Origin of the sequence: Candidatus Nitrosopumilus sp., from assembly GCF_965223225.1 — an archaeon.
Taxonomy (GTDB): Archaea; Thermoproteota; Nitrososphaeria; order Nitrososphaerales; family Nitrosopumilaceae; genus Nitrosopumilus.
The window spans coordinates 68,424-93,477 of the sequence record NZ_CBDCVU010000004.1 but is presented as its reverse complement, the minus strand read 5'-3'; the positions used below and the strand labels follow the sequence as shown (position 1 = coordinate 93,477).

Annotated in this window: 22 protein-coding genes; 7 read left to right on the top strand and 15 right to left on the bottom strand. The window is 36.6% G+C overall.

Features of this window, described 5'->3' with window-relative positions; genetic code table 11:
- Positions 1–33 precede the first annotated feature (33 nt).
- From ACOQN3_RS00825 to ACOQN3_RS00800, 6 genes are all read right to left on the bottom strand, one after another.
- Entirely contained in the window at positions 34–813 is a 780-nt protein-coding gene (locus ACOQN3_RS00825) for an N-formylglutamate amidohydrolase (RefSeq protein WP_420544602.1), read from the bottom strand.
- Positions 810–2,441 carry a gamma-glutamyltransferase gene (ggt, locus tag ACOQN3_RS00820; protein WP_420544601.1) on the bottom strand — a complete coding sequence of 544 codons (1,632 nt, stop codon included), beginning with the start codon at positions 2,439–2,441 and terminating at the stop codon, positions 810–812. The genes ACOQN3_RS00825 and ggt overlap by 4 nt, the downstream gene beginning before the upstream one ends.
- A gap of 6 nt (positions 2,442–2,447) precedes the next feature.
- A complete protein-coding gene (locus tag ACOQN3_RS00815; protein WP_420546573.1) occupies positions 2,448–3,179 on the bottom strand; it encodes an ion transporter in 732 nt (243 codons plus the stop codon).
- A 66-nt stretch (positions 3,180–3,245) separates the two neighbouring features.
- The gene (gene corA / locus ACOQN3_RS00810; protein WP_420544600.1) at positions 3,246–4,895 is read right to left on the bottom strand and encodes a magnesium/cobalt transporter CorA; all 1,650 of its coding nucleotides are present in this window, start codon (positions 4,893–4,895) and stop codon (positions 3,246–3,248) included.
- Entirely contained in the window at positions 4,895–6,157 is a 1,263-nt protein-coding gene (locus tag ACOQN3_RS00805; RefSeq protein WP_420544599.1) for a hemolysin family protein, read from the bottom strand. The genes corA and ACOQN3_RS00805 overlap by 1 nt, the downstream gene beginning before the upstream one ends.
- A 1-nt stretch (position 6,158) precedes the next feature.
- Complete coding sequence (locus ACOQN3_RS00800) at positions 6,159–8,321, bottom strand: M20/M25/M40 family metallo-hydrolase (protein WP_420544598.1); 2,163 nt, start codon at positions 8,319–8,321, stop codon at positions 6,159–6,161.
- 886 nt (positions 8,322–9,207) lie between these two features.
- Between ACOQN3_RS00800 and ACOQN3_RS00795 the strand changes: the two genes are divergently transcribed.
- From ACOQN3_RS00795 to ACOQN3_RS00785, 3 genes are all read left to right on the top strand, one after another.
- A complete protein-coding gene (locus tag ACOQN3_RS00795; RefSeq protein ID WP_420546572.1) occupies positions 9,208–10,536 on the top strand; it encodes a pyridoxal phosphate-dependent aminotransferase in 1,329 nt (442 codons plus the stop codon).
- A gap of 65 nt (positions 10,537–10,601) precedes the next feature.
- Complete coding sequence (locus tag ACOQN3_RS00790) at positions 10,602–10,979, top strand: DUF6659 family protein (protein WP_420544597.1); 378 nt, start codon at positions 10,602–10,604, stop codon at positions 10,977–10,979.
- Between the two features lie 124 nt (positions 10,980–11,103).
- The gene (locus ACOQN3_RS00785) at positions 11,104–11,259 is read left to right on the top strand and encodes a hypothetical protein (RefSeq protein WP_420544596.1); all 156 of its coding nucleotides are present in this window, start codon (positions 11,104–11,106) and stop codon (positions 11,257–11,259) included.
- A 76-nt stretch (positions 11,260–11,335) separates the two neighbouring features.
- Here ACOQN3_RS00785 and ACOQN3_RS00780 read toward each other — a convergent pair whose 3' ends face one another.
- Together ACOQN3_RS00780 and ACOQN3_RS00775 are read right to left on the bottom strand one after the other, a co-directional pair.
- A complete protein-coding gene (locus ACOQN3_RS00780; protein WP_420544595.1) occupies positions 11,336–11,764 on the bottom strand; it encodes a hypothetical protein in 429 nt (142 codons plus the stop codon).
- A complete protein-coding gene (locus tag ACOQN3_RS00775) occupies positions 11,757–11,957 on the bottom strand; it encodes a hypothetical protein (RefSeq protein ID WP_420544594.1) in 201 nt (66 codons plus the stop codon). The genes ACOQN3_RS00780 and ACOQN3_RS00775 overlap by 8 nt, the downstream gene beginning before the upstream one ends.
- 272 nt (positions 11,958–12,229) lie before the next feature.
- On the opposite strand from ACOQN3_RS00775, the gene ACOQN3_RS00770 reads away from it, so the two are divergent.
- Positions 12,230–12,352, top strand: a complete 123-nt coding sequence (locus ACOQN3_RS00770; protein ID WP_420544593.1) for a hypothetical protein — start codon at positions 12,230–12,232, stop codon at positions 12,350–12,352.
- Between the two features lie 255 nt (positions 12,353–12,607).
- Here the strand turns inward: ACOQN3_RS00770 and ACOQN3_RS00765 are convergent, their stop codons facing one another.
- Both ACOQN3_RS00765 and ACOQN3_RS00760 read right to left on the bottom strand, forming a co-directional pair.
- Entirely contained in the window at positions 12,608–14,407 is a 1,800-nt protein-coding gene (locus ACOQN3_RS00765) for a cation:proton antiporter (protein ID WP_420544592.1), read from the bottom strand.
- A gap of 201 nt (positions 14,408–14,608) precedes the next feature.
- Complete coding sequence (locus tag ACOQN3_RS00760) at positions 14,609–16,363, bottom strand: mechanosensitive ion channel family protein (protein ID WP_420544591.1); 1,755 nt, start codon at positions 16,361–16,363, stop codon at positions 14,609–14,611.
- A 353-nt stretch (positions 16,364–16,716) separates the two neighbouring features.
- Here ACOQN3_RS00760 and ACOQN3_RS00755 point away from each other — a divergent pair, with 353 nt between their 5' ends.
- Positions 16,717–17,049, top strand: a complete 333-nt coding sequence (locus ACOQN3_RS00755) for an SHOCT domain-containing protein (RefSeq protein WP_420544590.1) — start codon at positions 16,717–16,719, stop codon at positions 17,047–17,049.
- Here the strand turns inward: ACOQN3_RS00755 and ACOQN3_RS00750 are convergent.
- The 4 genes from ACOQN3_RS00750 to ACOQN3_RS00735 form a co-directional block, all read right to left on the bottom strand.
- The gene (locus tag ACOQN3_RS00750) at positions 17,046–18,098 is read right to left on the bottom strand and encodes a hypothetical protein (protein WP_420544589.1); all 1,053 of its coding nucleotides are present in this window, start codon (positions 18,096–18,098) and stop codon (positions 17,046–17,048) included. The genes ACOQN3_RS00755 and ACOQN3_RS00750 overlap by 4 nt on opposite strands.
- Before the next feature lie 186 nt (positions 18,099–18,284).
- A complete protein-coding gene (locus ACOQN3_RS00745) occupies positions 18,285–19,643 on the bottom strand; it encodes a hypothetical protein (protein WP_420544588.1) in 1,359 nt (452 codons plus the stop codon).
- A 100-nt stretch (positions 19,644–19,743) separates the two neighbouring features.
- Positions 19,744–21,069 carry a hypothetical protein gene (locus tag ACOQN3_RS00740; protein WP_420544587.1) on the bottom strand — a complete coding sequence of 442 codons (1,326 nt, stop codon included), beginning with the start codon at positions 21,067–21,069 and terminating at the stop codon, positions 19,744–19,746.
- A gap of 149 nt (positions 21,070–21,218) precedes the next feature.
- A complete protein-coding gene (locus tag ACOQN3_RS00735) occupies positions 21,219–22,529 on the bottom strand; it encodes a hypothetical protein (RefSeq protein ID WP_420544586.1) in 1,311 nt (436 codons plus the stop codon).
- A gap of 141 nt (positions 22,530–22,670) precedes the next feature.
- Between ACOQN3_RS00735 and ACOQN3_RS00730 the strand changes: the two genes are divergently transcribed.
- Entirely contained in the window at positions 22,671–22,847 is a 177-nt protein-coding gene (locus ACOQN3_RS00730) for a hypothetical protein (RefSeq protein WP_420544585.1), read from the top strand.
- Between the two features lie 126 nt (positions 22,848–22,973).
- Here ACOQN3_RS00730 and ACOQN3_RS00725 read toward each other — a convergent pair whose 3' ends face one another.
- Entirely contained in the window at positions 22,974–23,441 is a 468-nt protein-coding gene (locus ACOQN3_RS00725; protein ID WP_420544584.1) for a hypothetical protein, read from the bottom strand.
- Positions 23,442–24,031: 590 nt separating this feature from the next.
- Here ACOQN3_RS00725 and ACOQN3_RS00720 point away from each other — a divergent pair.
- Positions 24,032–25,051, top strand: a complete 1,020-nt coding sequence (locus ACOQN3_RS00720) for a PH domain-containing protein (RefSeq protein WP_420546571.1) — start codon at positions 24,032–24,034, stop codon at positions 25,049–25,051.
- The last annotated feature ends 3 nt before the right edge of the window (positions 25,052–25,054 follow it).

The window sequence follows — 25,054 nt, the reverse complement described above, 5'->3', positions numbered from 1 at the left end:
TTTTTCTGTTTGTTGGGGTTGTGGTTTTATCTGTTAGTAATTTATCTTGTTAAAAAATTGGACCAAAGTTCTTTCAAACATATGATTTAGTTCATCCAATCTCTTTTTATCAATTGTTAAGGTATCGTGATCAAACCATTCCTCTGACATATACAAGCTTCTATTCATCTCAATTTGTATCCACGGTATTGGATTGCCACCATATGTTCTTGTAATGTGTCCTCCCTTAAACGGGTCATTAAGAGAAATATCATTTTTATCAATTGAAAATGAATCTGAAACACAATCTGCTAGCAACTCAATCATCTCTGCTGAAGACGTTTTTCCATCTTGGTTAGACAGACAAAAAAGTGGTCTTTTCTTTTTATTTCCATCAGGAGATATTTCAGGTGCAATTTCTGCCATAGAATGGCAATCAAGACACAGCTGCAAGTCTAATTCACGAATGCTTTTCTGAATTTCTCTGTGATATGGTTTGTAGTATGTATCAATTATCAGTTTTGTAAGTGAATCATCAGGGGATTTTCCTTCGAGATAGATTGGTTTTTGGTAGCAGGTCATGCTTTTTATCAATCCGTCAGGATTGGTTGGAGGAAGATCCTGCAACGATCTATTCAAGTCAACAAATGCCCTTGCAATGTCAGTTTTGATAACTTTCTGGACCATACTGCCAACATCATACATCTCAACAACAAAAGGATCTGAATCATCAAACTGGTCTTTCTCTGTAATGCAAAGATGTCCATCAAGTTCAGGAGGCCTCTTTGTTCCCCCATGTGGAATAGATAACAAAACAGGAAGGGTTTTGCTCAATTCAAACCCTCGGCAGTACCATCACGTCGGACTTCTGCAACGCCTTGAAAACCCTGTTGTGTCTGCATTTTCATGGCTGCGTGTATTGCTCCATGATAAAACGAATATCGTTCTTTCATGGATATCTCATAACCCATATCTTTAAGATAGTCTACGATTTCATGACTAAATCCTCCCTCTTCAAGACTTACTGTCCCACCAATTGCACAATGGAATCTTGGCCTGTCAATTGCTTCATTCATTGGAAGATTTCCATCAACTATCCTTGAGAGGAATTGTGTTATTGTGGAAAAAATTCGCTGGCTGCCAGGACTGCCAACTACCATCCAGAGTTTTTTATCGTGAAATATCAATGAAGGAGAAACCGAAGTCCATGGAATTGCATTTGGTCTAATGTAATATGGATGGTTTGCATTTGAGAATTCAAATGCAGACATGTAATTATTGTAAAGAAAGCCAAGACCGTCTGCTGCTGCTTTTGAGCCGTATGCAAGCTCAATTGATTGGGTAATTCCCACTGCGTTTCCTTCATCATCCATAACTGAGAGATGAGTAGTGTCTTCACCTCCAAAATCAGGATCAACCATTGGCAGAGTAGCATCCATTGAATCATGGATTGATTCGGCCATCTGTTTTGCAAAGTGTCGTTGCAAGTCCACATTTTCATTTGTCTGATCATAAGTGTGGCGCTGAAGTGGTTGTTGTGTCCTGTACAAAAAAGCCTTTCTGAATGTTTCAGCAACAAAGTGATAGGAACTCATCTTGCCGCTGCGCAAAAATTTCGAAGGCAGGTGATTGAGCATCATAAGGGTAAGCAATAATGTTCTGCCGGCTGCAGGGGGTGGCAGGGTAACTACTGATACACGTCTGTATTTTCTGCTTAGAGGTTTTTTTTCAATTGGATCTCTTATGAAAACAAGATCTTCTTCACGAACAAGTCCACGATTATTTCTCATGTCTTGATCAATTTTTTTAGCAATATCTCCTTGATAGAAACTCTCAAAGCCGTTCTCAGATATGATTGACAATGTATGTGCAAGATCATTTTGTATGAACCGGTCTCCAACGTCATATGGGACTAGTCCATCTTTGAGAAAATATTTTGCTCCTGATTTTGATTTGATAGAAAGAAAACTCTCCAGTTCTCTTATTTGTAAATCATGTTGTAACTGTGTAATCTTGTAACCCTTTTTTGCAATTTGAATTGATGGTGCAACTATAGTTTGCCATTCTAGTCGTCCATATTTTTTGTGCATATAGCCTATTGTGGATAAGGTACTTGGCACTGTTGTTGCCTTGTAGCCTATTTTGCGATTCCTCTTTCTTGTATAGACTGAAGAGTGAGCTAAAGAAGGAGATCTGCTGGAACCATCCACTGCGACAGACTTGCCATTTATGTGAAGTATAGCCAATGACTGCCCTCCAATTCCAGATGCCTGAGGTTCGCACACCCCAAGTGCAAGTGCAGTAGCACATGCAGCATCCACTGCGTTTCCTCCTTTTCTCAGCATTTCAACTCCTGCCTTCGTAGCATCTGGAAAAGCAGATGCAACCATCCCTCTCTTTGCAAAAGAGAATTTTTTACTCGGATTGACCTTGAAGGAGTTCTCTATACGTTCAATATCCAATTTGTATCATAACTCCTTTCCACAATGTGGACATGTTCGCTTCTTTTGCCTTTTTTTGCGTAACTCTTCAGTAAATGCAGAGGCCATTATGCCTGTCGGTATTGCATATACTGCAATTCCAAGGACGGCTACTGCACCTCCAACTATCTTTCCCATTACAGTGACAGGATAAGTGTCTCCATAGCCAATTGTAGTCAGCGTTATTATTCCCCACCACATTGATGCAGGAATGCTAGAAAATATTTCTGGCTGGGCCTCGTGTTCTGCATGATACATCAGACTGGATGCAAAAATCAGCACAATAAAGAGGATAAAAAATGCAACAGACAGATCTCCTGCCTTTGCCTTGAATACCTCACCTAACGTCTGCATCGGATCAGAGTATCGGGCAAGCTTAAACAGTCTGAATAATCTGAGGAGACGGATTATCCTTATGAAACGAACATCTGCCACCACAAACGGCAAGAAGAAGGGAAGTATTGCGGCCAAATCCACCAGCATCATAGGAGTAAAGACGAATCGAAGTCTTGCATATCTTGCATTTTGATATTTTGGATTTAGCTTGCAAACAATGATTCTTCCAGCGTATTCCAAAGTAAAGATTATGACTGAAAAAACTTCAAACGGAGTAAACAGATAGCCATATTCATCTAAGACAGATTCTTCTGTTTCTATAATCACAAAAAGGACATTTACTGATATTAGAGTAATTATGAAAATCTGAAATCCTTTTGTAATCTTGTCGTTAGTTGTCCCTTCAAGAATTTCATATGCACGTTGAATTATTCTGCTGGTTATCTTATGTCACAACCATTGTTTTTTCTTAAACCATCCAACCATTACAATCACAATTGCCATCATCACGCCAAGCATCGCAAAGTAACTGCCTTCCCATTCTAACTCTGGCACATAGCTAAAATTTGTACCATAAATTCCTGCGATGAAAGTAATCGGGATGAAGATGCTTGCAATTATTGTCAATGTCTTCATTACTTCATTCATCCTATTGCTTACGCTGGACAGATAGGTATCAAGCAATCCTCCAACCACATCACGCAAGCCTTCGATAGTATCAATTACCTGAACTGTATGGTTGTAGGTATCTTTGAGATATGTTTTGGTCTCTTCATGGATCAATGTTGTATGACTGCGTTGAAGGGTGTCTATTACTTCTCTTGCAGGCCACATCGACTTGCGCAACATGATCATTTGTCTTTTTAACATCTGAAGCACATGTAGTGTACTCTGAGAAGGGTTTTGCATCAATTCGTCTTCAAGATTTTCAGAGATGTCACTTATTTTCTCTAATACTAGAAAATAACTATCAATAATTGCATCAAGTAATGAATATGCAAGATAATCTGTTCCTAGCTTTCTAATTGTTCCAGTATTTTCTCTTAATCTCTTTCGTATCTGTTCAAAGAAATCATCTTTAATCTCTTGAAAAGTCAGGATATGGTTTTTGGCAAAGATCATGGAGATTTGTTCTAATTCGATTTTTCCCTTTTCCTCGTTGAAGTGAGGCATTTTGAGCATCAAAAACACATGATCATCTGATATTTCTATAGAAGGTCTTAGTTCGGTATTCATTATGTTGGCCTGATATAGAGAATGCAAGTCAAACGCATTACCGAATTTTTGAATAACATCAGGATCGTGAATTCCTGTTATGTTAATCCATGATACGTTAGCCTTACTTTTTGAATCTAGACATTTTTCAACAGAGGTGTTGCTAATTTTATTAAACTCCTCAGAATCATACTCTATAAGGTCAATCTGGATTTTTTCAACTTTTTTCTCCCCTACATGTATTAATTCTCCAGGACGTTGTCCTATTGTATCTGCAATAGTATTACGTGGTACCTTCTTCTTTTTATTCAAAATGTCTGTGAACTTTGAAAATTCGCCAAATCCAAATTCATGTGTGATTTCAGAGACTTTGGCAGTTTTGCTGGTAATTCCTACAATGATAAAACCAGCTGTGATTGAAAACAGTATGCTGATACCTAGTGGTCCAAAGTCACCCGCAATGGCAGCTTGGTAAATTGCTTGTACATCAGTTACAGAATCTAGTTTTACGATGGATCCAATTATCAAATCTAATAAAAAGAATAGAAATGAAATAATTGCTCCAATTACAATTGCAGTAAGAGGAGTTATTTTTGGAGGAATCATAATGTTTTCCTCGTCTTTGTATGGTGAGAAATACTTCCTGTACTTTACGATTAAAAGTGCTATGGAAGTTATGATTATCGTGGATAATATCCACCAAGCTATAAACCATATGCCCTGATCTGATCCAATCTGTTCAATTCCTGCAATCAAATCCTGTACGTTACCAGTAAGAGGAAGAGAAAGCAGAGAGGTTGCAACACCAATTACTATTTGGTAGACAAAAGCAAAAACAAATCCTATAACAAGTCGATTGATAAGCAGTCCTATTTTATCCTGCATTACAACTCCTCATTTTCTGAAATCTTTTTAATTTTTACAGCAACTGGTTTGTTTTTTGATACTTTTTCAATCTTGATTGACAAGTTGTCGATTTTAAGCGCATCACCTGGTTTTGGTATATCATGTAACTTTTCATGCAACAAGCCGTTTAGTGTAGAATAATCATCTCCTTGAGGTATCGTGGACTTGAATATTGTATTTATAGTGTCAATTTCAATATCTCCATTTGTGATTATTGTATTTTCATCGACTTTTTCATAAAGTGATTTCACAGAGTCTGTTTCATCATGTATTTCTCCTACAATTTCTTCAATCAAATCTTCAAGAGTGACTAATCCTTCTACTCCTCCAAATTCATCAACAACAATTGCCATGTGAGTATTTTTTGCTTGCATTTGTCGTAGAAGATCGCTCATGCGCTTTTCCTGAGAAACATAGATGGGTTCTCTAACAAATTCTCTTAATTTTCTTTTTTGTAATTCTGGTTCTTTGAGGTGGGTCAGAATATCTCTTACATGTAAAATTCCAATAATGTCATCTAGGTCTTTTCCATAAATCGGAATCCTTGAATGCCCACTTGCATGAATAATTTCAGCTGCATCAATTAGTTGCATTTCAGATTGAAGGCTGAACATATTTGGGCGAGGCATCATGACAGACCTAATCACCCTATCATCAAATTCCAGAGCTCCATGAACTAGATTTGTTTCATGCTTGTCTAATGCCTCATCTCTCCTTCCTTGATCTATTATTCCACTAATTTCCTCTTTTGTGAGTGCCGGAGGGAGGTAACTGCTACCAGTAATTCTTATGATACCACGGGAGATCTTTTCTAAAATCCATACTGCTGGATAAAATACATAGCTAAATGCCAACAACACCTTAGCAAATCTCAGTGCTATCTTTGTGGCATTTGCATTGCAATATGTTTTTGGTGTAACCTCCCCAAATATTATCACCAAGAATGTCATTATACCAACTGCAATACCTACACCATTTTCTCCAAAAATTTGGATGGAAACAACTGTTGCCAATGAAGCAGATCCAATGTTTACCAGATTATTTCCCAGGTTCACACTTGACATCATCCAACCAGGATTAGACTTTAGTTTATGAAGTGATTTTGCACCTTTTGCTTTCTCTTTTACCAACCTCTCTACTGTAGCTTGGGAGGTTCCAACTAATGCTACCTCAAGTCCACTAAAGAAACCAGACAATCCAATCAGAGCAGCAAGTGCAGTAAGTTCGTATTCGAGGGCCACGTTATTCAGAACATTTGTAAAGGATTGATGTCAACAATGCAGATCTTTCAACAATACTGTCATGAACAATGTATTCCTGAGGGGAGCGGTACTTGTGTCCTTTGGGTCCAAATCCATCCAATGCAGGAAGTTCTGCAGGAACATTGCTGATATCTGAAGACATTATTTGCTCATGTCGTTTTATTTTGATTTCATGTTTTTTAGCCAAATCTTCTATCAGTTCATAAAATGAAGTGTCTGATTCTTCTTCCATTACAGGTGGTCTGGTCTGAACTTGGTTTATTGCAATCTCTAGTTTTGGTGATCCTACTTCCCTTTTTTTCATAATGCTTCTAATCTTTGAATCAAGTGATTGTCCAAGTTGGGGGGTTTTGTAGCTTGATATCAAAGATAAAGTCGCATAGTTTGGCGTGTGGCCATGAGAACCTTGGGCAACAATGGAGGTAGTTCTCAATCTGTAATCTTTTTCATCTTTTGAAAGCTTCTCAATTGCAGAAATCTTTTTTCCCAGTACAGGTATAATTCCATGAATGTCTGCAGACGATGTCTGTTGTGTGGTAAAGCGAATCTGATAGTCGTTTCTGCCATAACAGGTAGTGATTATTCCACCTTCCTTGCTGGCGGACTTGAGGCCAATAATATATCTGGATTTTTTGGAGTATTGTTCTACCAGCTCTTTACTAAATCGTCCTCCAAGACTATCATCGGTGGTTAATAGTATTGCACATTTTACTTTACGAAGTTTTTTTGCAAATCGTAGAGCATGTAATGCTCCAAGCATTACAACTATGCCACCTTTACTTTCTGCAATTCCAGATCCAAGAATTTTGTCTCCACTTTCGTAGTAATTTATCAGATCATTTGGTCCATAGTGAGTATCCATATGAGATACAATCAAGACATCATTTTCTGGTTCATCGTGATTTGTAAAAAATCTAAAGTCACCTACATCAAACTGTTTGTGAACATGCTCATTGAATCCCAAATGTTTCAGTCTTCTGGAAATAATGTTTCCAAGTTTGTTGATATTGTCAATGTTATAGACATGCGTGTTTAGGTTTACAAAATCCCTTAGATTTTCTTTGAGGCTTTGCAAGTGTCCTCGAAGATAAGTCCTCGCAATAACACGCAAAGGTTTTGACATGTCAGGTTCTTTTTCTTGTACCGGAGTGGATTCCCCAAAGTATCGCATGACTGCAACGTCAAGAATTTTGTTGATGAGGGATTCATAGGTGTATTTTGCAGTCTTTGCAGCATAGACAAGAGAGCCACCCATACCAAGACTTGCCATAGAGTTTAGCTCCAATATGTAAAAATTTTCATCCTTGTCCATTCTGATATCAACTCTAGTATAGTCATAAAGGCCAAGCGAGGTAAACGCATTAACACATAATTTTTTTAGCTCCTCAGTTTTTTCCTTGGAGAGCGGAGCAGGACAAGTTTTGTCAATTCCACCTTTTTTTACCTTGTCGCCTTTAGTTTGAATTTTGTCAGGATCACCCAGGTTTATCTCCACTATTGGCAAAACTTCAAGATTTGGAGAATTCCCAATTACACCCACTGCAAACTCTCTTCCCGGAATAAACTGCTCTACCAGAATATCTTGCTGATATTTTTCAATCTGTTTTGCAACTGCAGGTCTCAGATCATCCCAATTGTCTACTACCTCCATTCCCATTGATGTAGATTCTAGTTTTGGTTTTACAATTACGGGAAACACAAGATCGTCAAACTTGTCTTCAGCTGTTCTAAACACCCAAAAGCCAGGAGTAGGAATATTGTTTTTTTGTAGCACGATCTTTGTCATTACCTTGTCTTGGACTATTGCATGTCCTGCAGGCCCCGAACCAATGTAGGGGATTCCAAGCATCTCCATCATTGCAGGCACATGTGTGTAACGATTCTGTCCTTGCAATCCATATGCCATGTTAAAGACCATGCCAGGGGCATCACCATCAATTACTCTTGGCATGAACTCTCGCAACTCATCAGCCAAGTGAATGTCTCCTTCGATTACCTTGACTGTGTGACCGCCCTTTTCCAGTGCTCTTGCAACTCTCTCTACAGCCTTTGGACTGTAGTGCTCTTTGGTGGTCATGCCAAAGACATTGATCACATCATCAGGATCGATCTTAGATTCATTGTAAATTAGTGCTACTTTCAAGACATATCAATTGTTATTTGGTAAAATTTAAACTAGATCGTATTATGAATTTTGAGATTTTTTCTGCATCCATTGTTGTTCATTTATAGCATGGCACTTGCAGTCTTCTGCCTTTCCTTTGCAATCTTTTTGGTGTAGAGGTTTATCACACTTGTTACAATCAGGATCTCTCCAGCTTGATTGGTTACCACAATTTGCGCATCTCATGCTTTATTGCTTACCTTTGACCTTTGTTCTTTTTTTTCAAAAAATCTCTTCGTTTTTGAAATTTTTCATCATTATACATTGAACTGCCACATATCTCCATTATTCTATGTTCAAGATTTTGGCTCATTCTAATTCTTCCTGCTTAGATTCAGTATCAGAATATCTGTTTGGATAACTTGTTCTTTTAACATATTCAAAATATTTCATTTCTTACACATTTTAGGAAAATGAGTTATTAAGAAAGAACAATTTTGATTTAATTCTAGATTTTGTAAATCATTTGACTTTGTATTGTACGAAATCAAGTAGATTACCAAAATAATAATACCAAAAAATCATGCAAATTTAAAGAGGAAAAACAAGCAATAGAATAAATTTCTACGTATTATGAGGATGAAAAATGATGGAATGGTAGGATGCAAAGAATTTGTATTTTTTTACCAATAATTAATTGACTATACTCCGAATATAGTCATCTAGTTCATTCCAGTTTGATTGAGAACAACTCGAATTTGGTTTAATATGATGAGGGTTTTAAGGATCAAGTGAACGTGTCAGGATCAGAAAAATCAAATGATAGTGAAGGTAAAATACTTAGTTTATTTTGAGGATAGCAAAAACAAAGGAAAGTAAAGATTTGCGAAAATTTGTCATTGACCAACAAGTAGAGGACATCGAGATGCCTGAGAATCTCAAGCTAAACACTTTCTTGCAGGAGTTTCATTCAGACTGCAAGCATCCTGAGTGCAGTTTTGGCTTCTACGGGTTTGCCTTTGGCCAGTCCCCGTTTCCAGTACCTGAACCGGTAAAAAGGGCATTAATAGAAAATGCCGACAAGGGTGCATATGCAGGAGTTCCTGGAATTCAGGAATTGCGTGAGACGATTTCCAAGTATAATAAAAGAAATTTTGACATAGATGTTGATCCAAGCCGTGTCTATGTAGGACCTGGAACAAAAGAGCTGATATTCAACTTGTTGGAGATTCTGCATGGCACTGTAATACTTCCAACACCTGCATGGCTTGGCTACCTTCCACAGATCAGGTTCTTGAAGAAAAACTATCACATGCTTCATGTTGCAAAAAATGGAAAGATTACCCCAAATGATCTTGAGCATCTTACTTTGAGATTACATGACAGGCAAAAGATTCTGATTCTGAATAATCCAAACAATCCCACAGGTCTGATCTATTCTAGATTGGAATTAGAAGAGATTGCAGATGTCTGCAGAAAACATGACATCTTGGTTATCTCAGATGAAATCTATGCGCTTACCACATATGACATTAACAAGTTTGTCAGTATGGGAAAAATTTACCCTGAAGGAACCTTTGTCACAAACGGCCTATCAAAGTCACATGCTGCAGGTGGATACAGACTGGGATATGTTGTATTCCCACAACATGCGACAGAACTAAAGAAACAGTTCAAAAAAATTCTTGCCACAGAATACACTGCCACGTCAACTCCAATCCAACATGCTGCTATTGCAGGATTTTCAGAGAGTAGAGAGATGGACGAATACTTGGAAATAACAAGGAGAATACACGAGATAATGGGATGGTACACATATGAGGGATTAAACAGGATTGACGGAGTCAAGACAACAAAGCCGGAATCTACATTTTACTTGTTGGCTGATTTTAACGCGTATTCTGATGATTTTCTTGCAAACAAGATTACAAACTCCCAGAAATTCTCAGAGTCTTTGATTCAGCATCCATATCACACTGCTCTGGTGGGAGGAGACAGTCTTGTCTTGGAGAGAACGGACTTTAGTGCAAGGATTGCCTTTATTGATTATAACGGGAAAAAAGCAATGGAAAATTATGTTGAATGTCAACCAAAGACCAATTCAGACAAAATAGAGTTTGTCAAAAACAATGCTCCAAAAATTGTGGACGGAATTGCAATGATAGAACGATATCTCAAGGATCTGAAAAAAGAGACAAATTCGAAAATATCACACCAGAAAACAACAGATGGAGAAACAGTTAGCATACCTTGACATCGTCTGATGTGAAACAGGCAAATTAGAAATAAAACAAATATCCAACAAGGCAGGTAAGAAAAATGACAACTCCAAAAATTGTAGATATATTCAGTAAAAAATGTGATAAAATATTGGATGATGAACCATACATTAGATTTGCAGGAGTAATCAACAGGTATGGCCGACTTATTGCAGGAGGATTCAGAAAGGGGGTGGAGCCTTTTATTGATGACAGCAAATCCAAAATGGTTTACATGCAGATGTGCCTGGAATGGTCAATGAGAAAAGAGTTTGACGATACACTGGGGCCAATAAAATGGATCGCATCAAGAAGGGAAAATGTCGTAATGGTCAGCATTCCAATAAGTGAGCATCTCTTGTTAATATCGACAGAACCAGTATCCCAAGTGGGAAGCATATCAAAGAGAGCAAGAGAAACGTTTAGAGAATATTTGTGAAACGTCATTTTACATCTGAGTAAAATATTGAATATTCAAAATCATTGTTGTTCTTCAAAATCTATCATATATATGAAAGCAAAAAGATGTCACAGTTAATATTTTCACAAAACTGATCTCAAATATGAAAATAGTTGTTATCAAAGATGATGAAAAAATAGCCATTCATCACGAGCCTAGAACCGTGATTGTTCATCCAAAGGCAAGGACAGTTGACTTGTATGGTTCTGACGAATCAGATTTTATGACATATTCACTTGTAAAAGATTCCGTAGATTGAATAATTGACGAAGAACACGATACTAGAGAAATGATCCTGACATTGTATGTAGAATAAAGAAAAAAAGCTAGAAAAGTTATGATGATGATCTAGCTGGAATAATTGATGGCCACATTTCTATGATGTTCCTGTTCAAGGATGCAAATTCGGCTGCGTTTGCATTTAGCGCATTTAGCGTCTGCTTTGCAGCATCCATGGATGCAATTGCAATCTTGTTTTGAACATCAATGGCAGTCTTTGATTCCTGTTTGGCATCACTTGCAATCTTGATTGCAGCCTCTGGCATGCTTGCTTGAATGCCTGCTCTTGTTGCAAACCCTCTCTGGATATCTATTGCTGAACATGCAAGATTCTTGCATACCTCAAGATATTCTTGGTACAGGTTGGAGATTGACTGGTGATACTGCGGAATGGCCTTTTCAGCATACGTGTATATGCTGTCAGTGTATGCTTTCCACAATCCATAGAAATCACTTGTGCTTTCTGTGACAGATTTACTACTCAATAACATTACACCTCCTCTCAGGGTAAGCTAAGTGAAATGGGTAGAAATGGTCGGTAAATATCCAGTTCAGGCCAATCAGATCAATTGCCTCGACACTTGGTTTTGTTAGCAATGGAGTGTTTTTGGTATCACCATACATCAGATCAGAAATGTTTCCAATGTTTTCAGCTGCGGTTAATGAGATTTGATTCATGTAAGGGCATTTGAGTGTCAGATTATTAAACTAGAATAGTTTTGATTCCAAGAGATATTTTGATAGCTGGTTGATTACATTCTGCATGAAATCAAATCATATCAGATTATTTATCAGATACACAGATGTACACCCAGAGAGAGCACAGTCACTCATGTTAACTGTCATCTTGGTGAGTTTCTGTCTTCTCTCGTTTCAAATTAGAGAAAACCATATTTGTCCTTGTTGGATCAGAGATAACTTCTAATTTGATTCATCTTAATTGAGATTTAATGGCCTACAGAACTGTCAGTCAAGACACATGCACTCATGATGCAAAATTAAAGATGCCTGGATTCAAAGACAGATACGAATGCACACGTTGCCAAAAAATATTGGTGATTGATTCAGAGTAGTTTTTCCGTAGTTGAATTTCAGTCTAAAAAATAAAGTCAAGAGTATTTGAGAAATTATTCTTGGCAATGGCTTTTATAATTTCTGTGGTTCTGTCACTTCTATACTACGTTTGGCTTTCTTCGAGAATTCTTGTTTTGATCAAGTAAACTAAAATTCGATTACATTCTTCTATCAGTATTCATGATGCCATATCAATAAAAATTGGTTTAGGTGTTTAACACCTATAATGACACAACACCACAAATGTGTTCAGATTATTTTGCATCTGAATCATCCATTTTCTCATCCTCTTTAAGCAGACTATCCATGATGTGGCTGTGAGAAATTTTATGAAACACAAATACGCTGTCAACAATCAGAATTATTGCCAGCCCAAACCCAATTGCAGATATGGCCATAGATAGAATTTCAACATCCGCGATTTCTGTAATGTATGGTTGAACTATTGCTACCATTATCAAAATTGTCACAGTAAAGAAAATGTTTCGAACTAGTCTGTGCATTGGTTTTCGTTCTATTTCGCTAGTGTCTGTAGGTAGTAGTTTTGTAGATATCGTATCTGAGATAATGGTAACTATTTTTTCAATCCTTCCCAAAAGAGAGATTATTGGATATATGATTAGAATTATGCTCATTATTGTCAGCAATAATTCAGGTTCAATTAGCAGAGGTATTCCAGATTCAATTATTGTCCTTGTGATGTCTTCTTTGAAATAATCAATTGCGGCTAAAATAGCAACAACTATTACAATATTTATGAACAATTTGGGACCATGTTTTTTCAATAAGTTATTTAGTTTATTGTCATCATCAGACGATTCCATAAGTTGATTGAAGAACCTTCCTACCGTAAATATTGGATTTAGCACGGTCAATGGAACATAACTTGACTTGTCAACCAGTGTTGGAAGTATCTTGAGCAATAAAGGCATGCAAAGCATCGTGGCAAGGGTCACCAGCATCGTTACAGGATAAAGGGAATCACGTACGGCACCGCTATCCACTGCCTGTTTTGCCATGATAAACGAGAATTCCCCTCTGGGAACCATGACGGATCCTACCGTAGAGGCACCTACAAAATCATGACCAGACATTGTTGAGCTGAAAAAGTTTCCAACAAACTTTCCAACTACTGCCAGAATTATTATCGGAATTGAGATAAGGGCAACTTCTGGGATTGTTGTAATGTTTACCAGCATTCCAATTGACACAAAAAATATCACTCCAAAAAAATCCCTTAATGGAAGCACCTTTTCAATTATTGCCTCTGAATGTTTTGAAGACGCAATTATCATGCCCATGATAAAAGCACCAATTGCGGAGCTTTGTCCCAGAAAATGAGCTAGCACTGCCAAGCCAAACCCTAATGCCAGTGCGGTAATGAACGGACCTTCTGGGATGTCCAATTTTTGAATTTTGTCCAAAAGTTTCGGTATGAGCTTGATTCCAGCTGCTACTGCAATTACGAAGAATGCAAGACTCTGAAGTATCATGATGCCGACATCTGCGATTGCAATGTCTGCACCTGCTGAAGCATTGCCAAGTATGACTAGCAGTAAAACGGCAGCAAGATCCTCTACAATCAAAATTGTGATTACTGTATTGAATTCCTTAGTCTTTACAAGTTTCATATCCCTCAACAATCTAAGTGAAATTGCCGTACTGCTAATTGCCAATATTCCAGCAAGATACAGAGATTCCAGATGAGACCAGCCAAAAGAAAATGCACCCACATATGCCAAAAAGAACATTATTGACAGCTCTGACATTCCAACTATGATTGCCTTGATTCCTGCACGACGAAGTTTTTGAAGACTGAATTCCAGACCCACCACAAATAGCAGAATTATAATTCCCAGCTCTGCAAGCAAATTGATTAGTTCAACATCCTCTACTATTCCAAGCCCATATGGACCTGCAATCATTCCAATTATAATGAAGCCAATTATGGTGGGAAATTTTATCTTCTTCATTATTCCTGCACCAATCATACCTCCTCCCAACAATAACGCTAGAAGTGCTAAAAATTCGGTAACACCTGCTCCTGCTGCCAACTAACTCCGTCCTATGAACTTCATAGTGTACCTATTTAAACTCAAAATAAATAGGCATTTGATTATGAAATGATTTTGCATTAGGGAATATTAGAAAAGTATCTGAATGAAGTCTTCATAATTTATGATAAAATTATATAATTTCAAAAGCCAGTATAGTGTAAAATTGTAAAGCAGTTCTTTTCAGTGCGAATTTTCATTTTACTTTTCACCATTTTGCTTGTTTTCTTTTTTTGGATCTCCTGTCCCGTATTCATCAAGGACACGCTTTCGCTCTTCATCGTATTTTGAAATCTCGTCATATTCTCGCTTTTCATCTCCCTGATAGATTGTTCTAATTGGCCAAGGAATTCGTATATCGTATTTTTTAAACTCCTTGTACATCATCATGCGCATGTCGCTTTCTACCTTGAATTGTGATCCATAGTCCTTAACATACACCCACATTCCAAAATACAACGCAGAGTCATCAAATTTTCTGAATCTAACCTTTGGCTGCTCCATATCCACTAAAACGTCCTTGTCACATCCACAGCTTTTTTTACCTTCCAGAAGATAGGGGCACTGTTCTTGGATGATCATGTGTGCTCCCTCAGAATCTGTAATCTCCTTCATGGCACGCTTTCCTATCTTCATCATTATTGCTGCAACTTGTTCGGGATCGTTCAGATAAGATACGCCAACATCAATCTCTGCTGGAACCAGCTTGAAAGAGGTGGTATAGTTTATGATTTTTGATGTAACCAATTGCTTTGTTGGTATTACTGCCAGAGATTCGTTTAATGCATGTCGTATGTATGTTACACGTGGGGTGATTTTGTGAACATACCCATTATATCCATCAACCTCAATCCTATCTCCTTCCAAAAACATTCTGTCCTTTCTGATAAAGACATATGCAAAATAATTCTCCATGGTTTCCTTCAGAGCAAAACCTATGCCTATTGACAAGCCACCAGTGGCAGTTGCCAAAACCACAAGATCTACTTGCCACCACGCAACTATTCCCAAAAATACTGCAACATTGACAAAAATAGGAATCCATTGTCTGAATGACTTGGGTATGTCTTGTACTCTTTTTTGTGCCCATCCTGGAGGTTTTTCTCCAGGTAAAACGGGTGCATAACCAGCAAGTCGTTTTTGCTCGGCCCATATATCAAACGGATATACCTCCTGAGGAGTAACACCCAACCTCAACTTGTATCCAGAGAAATTATTTCCAGATGTGCAGTCTTTAAGATATTTCAAGTATTTTTTAGTTTCAGATTTTCTCCATTCTTTTAATGGGTCATCTACTAGCTGCTTGTAACTTCCAATGGTAAATCCACGTGTAGTTCTATGCTGTTCCAGACTCTTTCTTCCATCTTTTGTTTCCAATAGTTTCTGAAATGTCTCATTGGACATGGTTTTGGGAGGATGTTTTGGCGGAACCCACTCAAAGATCCGGTGGAAAAAGTTTTGTTCGTCATCAGCAAATCCGGTCATCATCTTCCACGAATCAAAATCTGTTCGTTCTTGTTTTGTTCTGTCATATTTTGTAATTAAAATTGGAATTAGTTGTGAAACTGCATAGCCTATTGAAAAAATGTTCAGAGAAGATAGCAACTTGGCAAAAACCTCCCTATGGGTTAGGCTGTCACTTGCCTCTGACTCTAGGATCTCCACCTCTTCATCAAAAAGCTCAAAGGCCTGAACGTGTACGTTGATTGCAGTAATTAGAACAATGGCAAAAACAGGCAACATTACTTTTCTTGCAAATTCTGCCAATTCGGGATGAATGTGGCTGATCTCTTTTGAGTTTACCCATCTTGCAAATTTTTTGTGTATCAAAATGATTGAAATTAAACCCAGGACAAGAACAATCAGTGAAATTTGAATCGAAAGAGAAGAGAAGACAATCTCACTTAGTGTTTGAAATTCCCCAGTACTGATATTCGTGATTGTGTCTTCTGCCACAAAACCACATCAATTTTTCTACATTTATGAGTTCCAGCGTTCAGCACATACAGTAATTAGCTAATTATCAGCAGAAAAACATCATTTGTGGGCAACAGACTTCTTCCTTTGGTTTTGTTTAACGTAAATTATCCACCATTAGGAATTTTTCTTATAAAGAATCAGGTTATTTAAGGACTCTAAGCGTGAACGCAATTAACAATCCCTACACTTACTCTCCAGTACAGGATTTTAGGATACGACGTCAAAGTATTCAATAAAAAATACAAGATAAATAACTAAAATGGCATAATTTACAGCCAAATTATTTTTATTGAAAATCGATTTATCTACAAGTGAGGAATTATTAAAACATGAAAGACGAAGATAACGATAAGAATTCTGTAAGGGGATCATTACCAAAAAAGGGATTCCTTGAAAACATCGCAAAAAAGGCAGACGAGTTAAAGGACAAAAGCATTGAGCTTGGAAAGATTGCTGCAAAAGAAGCAGAAGAACTAGGGGAGAAAATTGATGATGTCGTGGACGACAGTTGGGATGAAGTCAAAAAACTAAAACCAAAATCCTATGAGTCAAAAAATGACACAATAGACCTAATTGAAAGACTTGCAAAGTTAAAGGAGCAGGGAATCATAAACGAAAAAGAGTTCAACGCAAAGAAAAAGGACCTGCTTGATAAGATCTAACCCAGTATCTTCTTTGTAATCCCATCGATTCTGAGAATTCCTATCTTCTTTTTAGGATCAACACATCTTGCCTCATGGATTGGAACATACACTGTAGTTATCTTGTCAATTATGAATTGCTCAGAATTCATTCGGACATCTTGTGGACTTATTTTTTGTAGTTTTATCCTTAGTTGGTCAATGCATCTCTCTTTAGTTAATTCTTGATTTTTTACATTTTCTGAATTCTGCTCTAGAATTCTTGTGGGATAGTTCTCAATGTTTTTGGAGTCAATCTTGTGTGGAAATTCCTTTACTTCGCGACCATGATGATCCAGTGTAATACTACCGTTTTGCCTTTGTACTGCATGCTCCTCTACTTCCAATTCAACTTCTTCCTTGTCTATTCCTATGCCTTCCTTCATCTTGTCTCCAAACTTTTCTAAAATTCCAGATTTTGTCTTGATTGGAAATATTCCATCACCCATGATTATTTCAATTACATCTCCGCTGACATCTATCTTATGTGTGGCCTTGCGGTAAAAGTCAATCTCATATCTGCCAGAAATTATCATGTATGATTCATACGCAATTATATTTGAATGAACATGTATCTCATCAGGCTTTGGTCTGTTAAACACAGAACCAAACAATGAGGTTTTTTTGTTGTAAATAATATCGTCTAGTTTTTCTGGCTCTAGAAAATTCTTCAAAACAATGATTTTCTCCTCTGTATGAGAAAGGTCAACAGCAGATGCAGGAATTTTGTCATCATGTAGCAGGTGTTTGTTTTCCTCAAGGGGTTCTGCTTCCTCGTCATTTTCTTCTTTGACCAATTCAAAATCAGCATCACTAGGTTTGTTGTCAATCCAGATACGGTATGGTTTGTCAAGTAGCGGCAGTAGGATATCATTGAGTTGTTCTGCACACTTGCCAATCTCTTTTGCATCCATGTTATGGACCATTATTCTTGTGTTTCTATCATCATTGTAAATGCTAAGAATATTCTCAGGATCAATTACTGTGGAAACTATTTCCTTTATCTGTTCATCGTCAAGTCTGTTTGTCATTATTTATCACTTTTATGAAATGGTCCTTTTTAGGTCATCTTTTTGATCCAATTATTCCATAACATAATTGACCAATCAGCAGTTCATTACTCAGTTGAATCTTAGGACCTTTCATGTTTGTAATATCATTCATCACAAAAAACAATTCGCTTAAACGCATTTATGAATATCTATAGGAATAAAATATTACTGGTATACTTCAAGTAGAATTTTGTGCAGATCTATCTTTGCTTGATTGATTTGTTTTTGCAGATCCATTACTTTTTCAGAAGACTCATTGATAGCTGTTTGTTGTTCATTCTTATCTAAAGTACTAGATGTTAATATGGAGTTTAGTCTTTGCTGCTCTAATTGCATGAGGTCCTGCAGGTCCCTTATTTTTACCTCCAACTCCATAATCGTTGAGGATGTTGATGTCTGTCCTGCCAGCGTAATGGATATAGAATTAGGGTTTATGGCGTTTATTTTGGATGTAGTTACTTGGCAAGAGTTGGCGACAATCTTTTCTGCCATTCTGACAGTTTTAGACTCTGCGTCTGATGACAACTCCACTACAGGAATTCTCAGAACATCGTCTTTTGTGCATACCTCAAAGACCACGTTAAAGGCCATTATTCCTTCAGGAGTTTGTTCTGGTTGAATCAAAGCCTCATGTACTAAAATTATATCAGAAAGGACTGTCTCAACGTCCACTCCTGTTATTGATTTTCCCGCTGAAATTTGAGAAATGCCATTTGCAGGAGTTACATTAAGCAATAACAGATATTTTTGCAGATCTGCTCTTGTGTCCTTTAATTCATTTCTCAGATCCGTTATCTGTTTATGTATTGCAGAGACTTTTTTTGCTCTATCGTTACTTGGCGCTTCATTGTTAATTGCAGATATTTTTTCTCGTTGTTCAGAAAGATCCAGTTTTAGTTCTTCAATTTTATTTTCAAATTCTGTTATTATTTCTGTTACTCCACCTTGATTTAACAACCTTGCATTAATGGTGTTTGGGTCAATTGCCCTAACTTTGACTGCAGTTGTATTACATGCTTCTGCAGATATGTCTCGTGCAAGTTTTACAGATTTTGTTTCACTATCAGATGTGATTATAACTTCAGGACGCTTTATCTTCTCGTCAATCGAACAAATCTTAAACACGTAATTATTGATAGTTATTTTTGAGAATCCTACTGCATCTCCAGGATTTGTAGGGGCTTTAGTAGTTGCCAAATGGGTTATTGTACCAACAGGTTTTGGGGTTTCTTTTAGCAAGAGTGCAATCATTTCAGGGTTTGGATTTTCTATAATTCCCCTATCTACTAAAGGATCTACTGCATCAGGTTTTACACATACAGCATTTCCGTTAGATGTCCTAATTACTTTGACAAGGTTTTCCTTGCATACTATTTCGTTTACGGTAAAACTCATATCCATTTGGTGATTGGGTGCTATAACATCTGCAAATGCATTTTCTGACATGGCTGTAACGGATACAAAAATAACAAGAATTGAAAACAAACCAACGTGAGTTTTATTCAACATCATTAGTTTGTCCATGGACTTTTAACCTTACCGTAAATAAAATATCTAAACATAGACGTAACCTTCGTTATTTTGTGTACCAAGTTTGTTTACACACATACCTTCAAAAAGTTGATTATTTTATTCCCTTTAGGAGCCCATACAGTTGTGTTCTTTTTTCTAGCAAGTCTTCGCGTATTTCGCTTATTTCGAGGGTTAGTTTGACTGCCTTTTGTTCTGCAGCAGAATCAAGTTTTACAGAGATCAACTGTGCGAGTTCACTTCTTTTGCCTGCAAGGTTGGTTTGCATTTCCTCAATCTGTTTTTCAAGAGTGGATACCAGAGTAGATACGCCAGAGTTTCCACTTATTTTGGATTGAATCGATTCAGAATCCACGGCATTAATTTTTGTGATTCCCACTTGGCAAGAGTTTGGAATTATTCTCTCGACTAATTTGACCTCAGCTGAATCGGAATCTGAAGTTATTGTAATTATTGGCAATCTGACTGCTGATTTTCCTGAGCATGCCTCAAAAACAACATTGAATCTTTTGAGTTCTTCGTTGTTGGGATCAGGTTTAACTATGGCTTCTGTCACTGAGATTAATTCAGTACTCATGCCATCTAATGGCTTTCCAGTAATAGATTTTGGAATGTCAATATTTGATGCTTTCATGTTTGGAGGCACATACAATGCCATCATAAATTGGCGTAGTTTGTCTTGAACAGTTTTCAATTCTTTTTTAAGAGATGCAATGTTGTCAATGTTTTCTGATTTTGGTGCCTGCCCATCTGAAGTTGTAATCTTTTGCTTTGCTGCTACAATTTTTGCTTTGAGTTCAGAAATCTTGGTTTCAAGCAACTCTATTTTATCTGAGATTCCTCCCTTATTGAGAAATTCTGCAGAAATGGATGCGGGGTTTGATGCCTTGATTAGTACAGAGCTAACATAACAGGAATTGGCCTGCAGCATACTGCCTAGTTTGACATTCTTTGTCTCACTATCAGATGTTACAAATATTGTAGGAGCCCTGATGGGTTCTGCTTTACTGCATGCTTCAAAGACATAGGAATATCCAGAAGCACTAGATTTTCCAGGTGCAGGGTTTTTTGCCAATTGTTTTATAACTGCAACCGTGGTAATTGTTCCGGCTGGTCCCTCTTTTGCTAGTTTCTTCTTTGCCTTTATCTCGTCTAGTTGTTTGCTTGATAGACCCTTGGCCCAACCCTGATCTGAAAGCTTTTGAGCAGAAGAAGGTTTCACACAAGCAACATGTCCAGTAGATTCCTTAGTAACCTTTACCAGATCTTCTTTGCAGAAGATATCCTCAGGTAAAAAGTCAAGTTTCATTTGTTCTCTTGGACTTATTACGTCAGCTAAAGCCGGTGAAGAAAATGTTCCTGAAAATAAGATAACGCCTAAAAATAAAGCCACAATAGGATAAGCTGTCTTTGTTTTCATTTTTCCTTGCATCCCCTAATATTTATCCTCAACAATCAAGTTCTGATTTGTTTTCATGAAATTAGCATTTAACAATTTCGTATTAAAGAATGTATGATTTTGATGTAGCCTCAAAGATAAGAAACTAGATGACTTGATACTAGATAAAATCAAGTAGTGCCCTTTTGGTCCAATCCTATGTTTTTAAGAAATTTGTTTGCTTCATTTAGAGCATGTTTTTTTATTTTTATTCGGTCCTCTTTTTTTATGGATTTTGACGCCAAATGTAGCATTTCATCCATAAGGTGAATTCCTCCCTGTGCTCCTTTCTTTAACCCGAGCTGATACAGCATTGGGAGTTTGCCCAAGTCCTTTGTCACATGCATAGAAAATTCTGGCACTTTGGCATTTTTGTCTTCAGGAATTTCTACTTCCACAAACTTATCTACTGTTTTTGAAAGGAGGTTCTCTAGATTTTCACCTAGGTTACGCTCAAGTTTTGTATCTTTTTCTTTTCTTGCCATCATTACGATTCTCTTGATTTTCAATAGTGCCTGGTTTGTCTCAACATTGTCAAAATCGTTTGCAGTTAATTCAAGTCCAAAGTCCTGGTTAAACGTAGTTGTGATATACGAAATTGCTTCTTTTCTGCATGAAGCTTTGGTTGTTCCAAATGGGCAGTTATCACAGTTTGTGGTAAAATATCTGGCTCCTCGTTTTCCAAAACTAGACAATACAATTTTGTCCTGGTCTCGCAGCTTTCCAATTGTTCGGGATACAAGCCCCTCATCAATCAATAGCGCTTGGGAAATTTCTTGGTTGGAATAGGAACCCTCATCAATCAAGTCTAAAATTTCTTCTTCTAGCTCTCCTGGAGAACGACGAGACTGTTCCTCGATTGCATCTGCCAAATAGTGTGGAACAAGTTTGTCGTTCTTGTCATGTTTTATTTGGAAATTTTTTCCATCATACTCTGTATCAAAACCAGACAGTGTCTCAGTCTTTACTATTTTGGTCAGAATTTTATCTAGATTTTTAATTTTGAAATCTGTCAAGAGCTCAGACAAATCTTCTTTGGAAATTTTTTGTTTTCCATTTGCAAACAAGTGGTATAATGCCCATCTGACCTTTCGCTCATCACTTCTTTCAATTAATCTTAAAAGATTACAAAAACCATCAATTCTCTTCCATTTGATATCAGAGATTTCATCAGGTAAATTTTTGATAAGCATAGTCTTGTCAAGCTTCTTGGAAAAAACATCAAATAGTTTTTTGATTTCAGATTTTTTTATTTTTGAGATATTTTTTATTTTTGTACTTTTGGAAAACCCAGAAAAGAGATCATCTTTGGTCAGTACGGTATCAGATCTAAGAGACTTTGTTTCATATCTTAGAAACTCTAGAAATTCCATGTCTTTGCTTAGTATTGATGATGGAGGAAAAACCCTTAGCCCATTTAGATTGGAAATCGAAAGTCCCATACACATGATAAATAAGTTGACTATTTATGCGTAGTAAATCATCTAATTGCAATAATCTAGGCATAGGTTAACCAGTATATCTTATCTGATGTTACCACAATTTTTAGGTGTATTATATCCAAAATTCATTTCACATTATTCATGCAAACAGCAGAAATCCTCTTAGAGGCAAGGCAACCGGAGTCCGAAAATATCTTGGTTCAAAGCATACCAAGACAAGATGGTAAAAAACTTTGGAAACAAAATGGACTTGCTTCTTATTCTTGGCAAGAGATGAGAGGATTATCATTTTTGCTGTATGAGGATTGTGAAATCTAATGCAGAAGATTATTGATGTTTTTCAAAATCGACTCAAAAGAAGAAGAGTCTCATTTGAATTTGATGAAGAATTGTGCAACATGTACAAGTGATAGGAGAATCAAGAATTGAAAATGTGATAGTTTATCACAACAATTCTTTTTTTACTGCGTCATATCGCAGAATCTCAACTTTTTTCTTTGGTCCAATTAATCTTGCCTCATATATTGGAACGTAGATTATAACAATCTCATCTACTTTGAGATGTTCATTAAGATCACGAACATCATCAAATTGTTCATGTGTTTGCAATTCCTTAGCCAGTTTCTTGATTGCGACTTCTTCTGTTATCTCAAAGTCTCTTACGGTATTTTTCTTCAGGGTCCGTTTGGGATAGCTTTCAACATCTTTGGTGTTTACTTTGTAGGAAAAGTTTCTCTCCTCTCCATGATGGTCTAAAACTATTTCTGTTTCTTTTTCTACAAAGACGTGTTCTTCAAGATTTATTGGTACCATATTTTTTCGTATTTTTCCACCAATTCTGGATGAAGTTGAAAAGTTTGATGCAGAAAAGATACCGTCTTCAAAGACAAGCTCTTTTACATTTTGATCCACTTTAACTTCATGTAACGCTTTACGAAAAAAATCTTCACTATATTTTCCGGATAATATCATAAGTGGCTCATAAATCATAGTGAGCGAATGCACATGAACCTCGTGAGGCTCTGGAGTTTTTAAGAATCGCCTAAAGGCTCTTGTTTTCTTTTTGTCTAATATTTCTGTCACTTTTTCTTCCTGTACTAGTCTTCTGAGAGGTCTATTAACACAAGGAAGAATTGTATTCATGCTAGATTTATGAAACTAGTTGACTTTACTTAGTTCTAGATTAACTGAAATGTTTCCGAAATACATATTTTGAGTTAATTCTGCAGATTCTGCCTCGCTAAAAAGAAAGAAAAAACCTAGTACTGATGAAGAATAATTGGTAATCAACATGTCTCAAAATAAAATTAAGCATCCAATAGCTTGAGACATGTATTTATTTTTTAGAGATGTTCTTTTTTATGATGTTGATTTTTCATCATTCACATTTGAGGGTGCAATTCTTTAATTTTATTTGGCCATTAGAGACATGTATTATAGAGGGATAATTTTCAAACATTACGATCTTTTTATTTAGTACTCTAAAATCACTATTTTTGATAATGACATCCTGTGCCAGATGTAATAAAAAACTAGGTATGTGGAAAATTACGCCAAAACCAGATTGGCAGATAGACGGAAAAATCTGCATCGAATGCAACAAATACATCTGTGAAAACACATCATATTACGAAGCAGAGTACAAAGAAGATGAGCCGGACTTTCCAAAACAAAAAGGCACACTAGCAATACAAAACTTTGATGAGAAAAGAAGAGTATTATTTCTTGCAAAAGATGAGGTTCAGTTTGAAATCCTATTGCAGGCGATTCAAAAGTTTGAAAATATTGATTACACTGAAAAATCTACAAAAAAGAAAATCTCAAGCTTGGGATTAAAAGACAAATCAACATCAAAGCATTTACAAATCACATTTGTTGGAAATAACGGAGTTTATTCTCCACTATTTCACATAAAAGATTTTGAAGATGCAAAAAAATCCCTTAACCTCCACATACAGAAATATTATGAGGATTCTGAAAACATATCCCCTCCACAAGCAATGATAGATGCTGTAAAAAACGCAAGAGGAATTGATTTTATAGGTTCAGATATTTCTAAGAAATTAAACGACAACAGTAATGAAATAAAAAAAATCAAAAAATATCTAGACTCAGATGAACGAATTCTTTATGTCACAAGGAAAGTCAAAGAAAAACAAGCTAGTTCTGCAACTAATGCAGATCTAATTTTTGCAACCGATAAAAGAATTATCACTACAGGCAATAGTGGATTTGGAACAAAGAATACAATCAAGGATATGCCGTTTGACTCTATTAGTTCAATAAAACTTCAAGAAGGATCACCATTGTCATCCTCATCATCCATAATTTTTAATGGTGCAGGATTTACCAAAATAGATGACATCAGTCAAGCTTCCATTAATAGAGCTTGGGGAATTGAAGAGGAGACCATCATTGATTCCATCCCAAAAACGGATGCTAAAGAGTTTGTAGATACCCTACGAAAACAAATAGAAAAAAATGGAATAAAAAATCTAGAGTTTACACATACTATAAACTAAAAT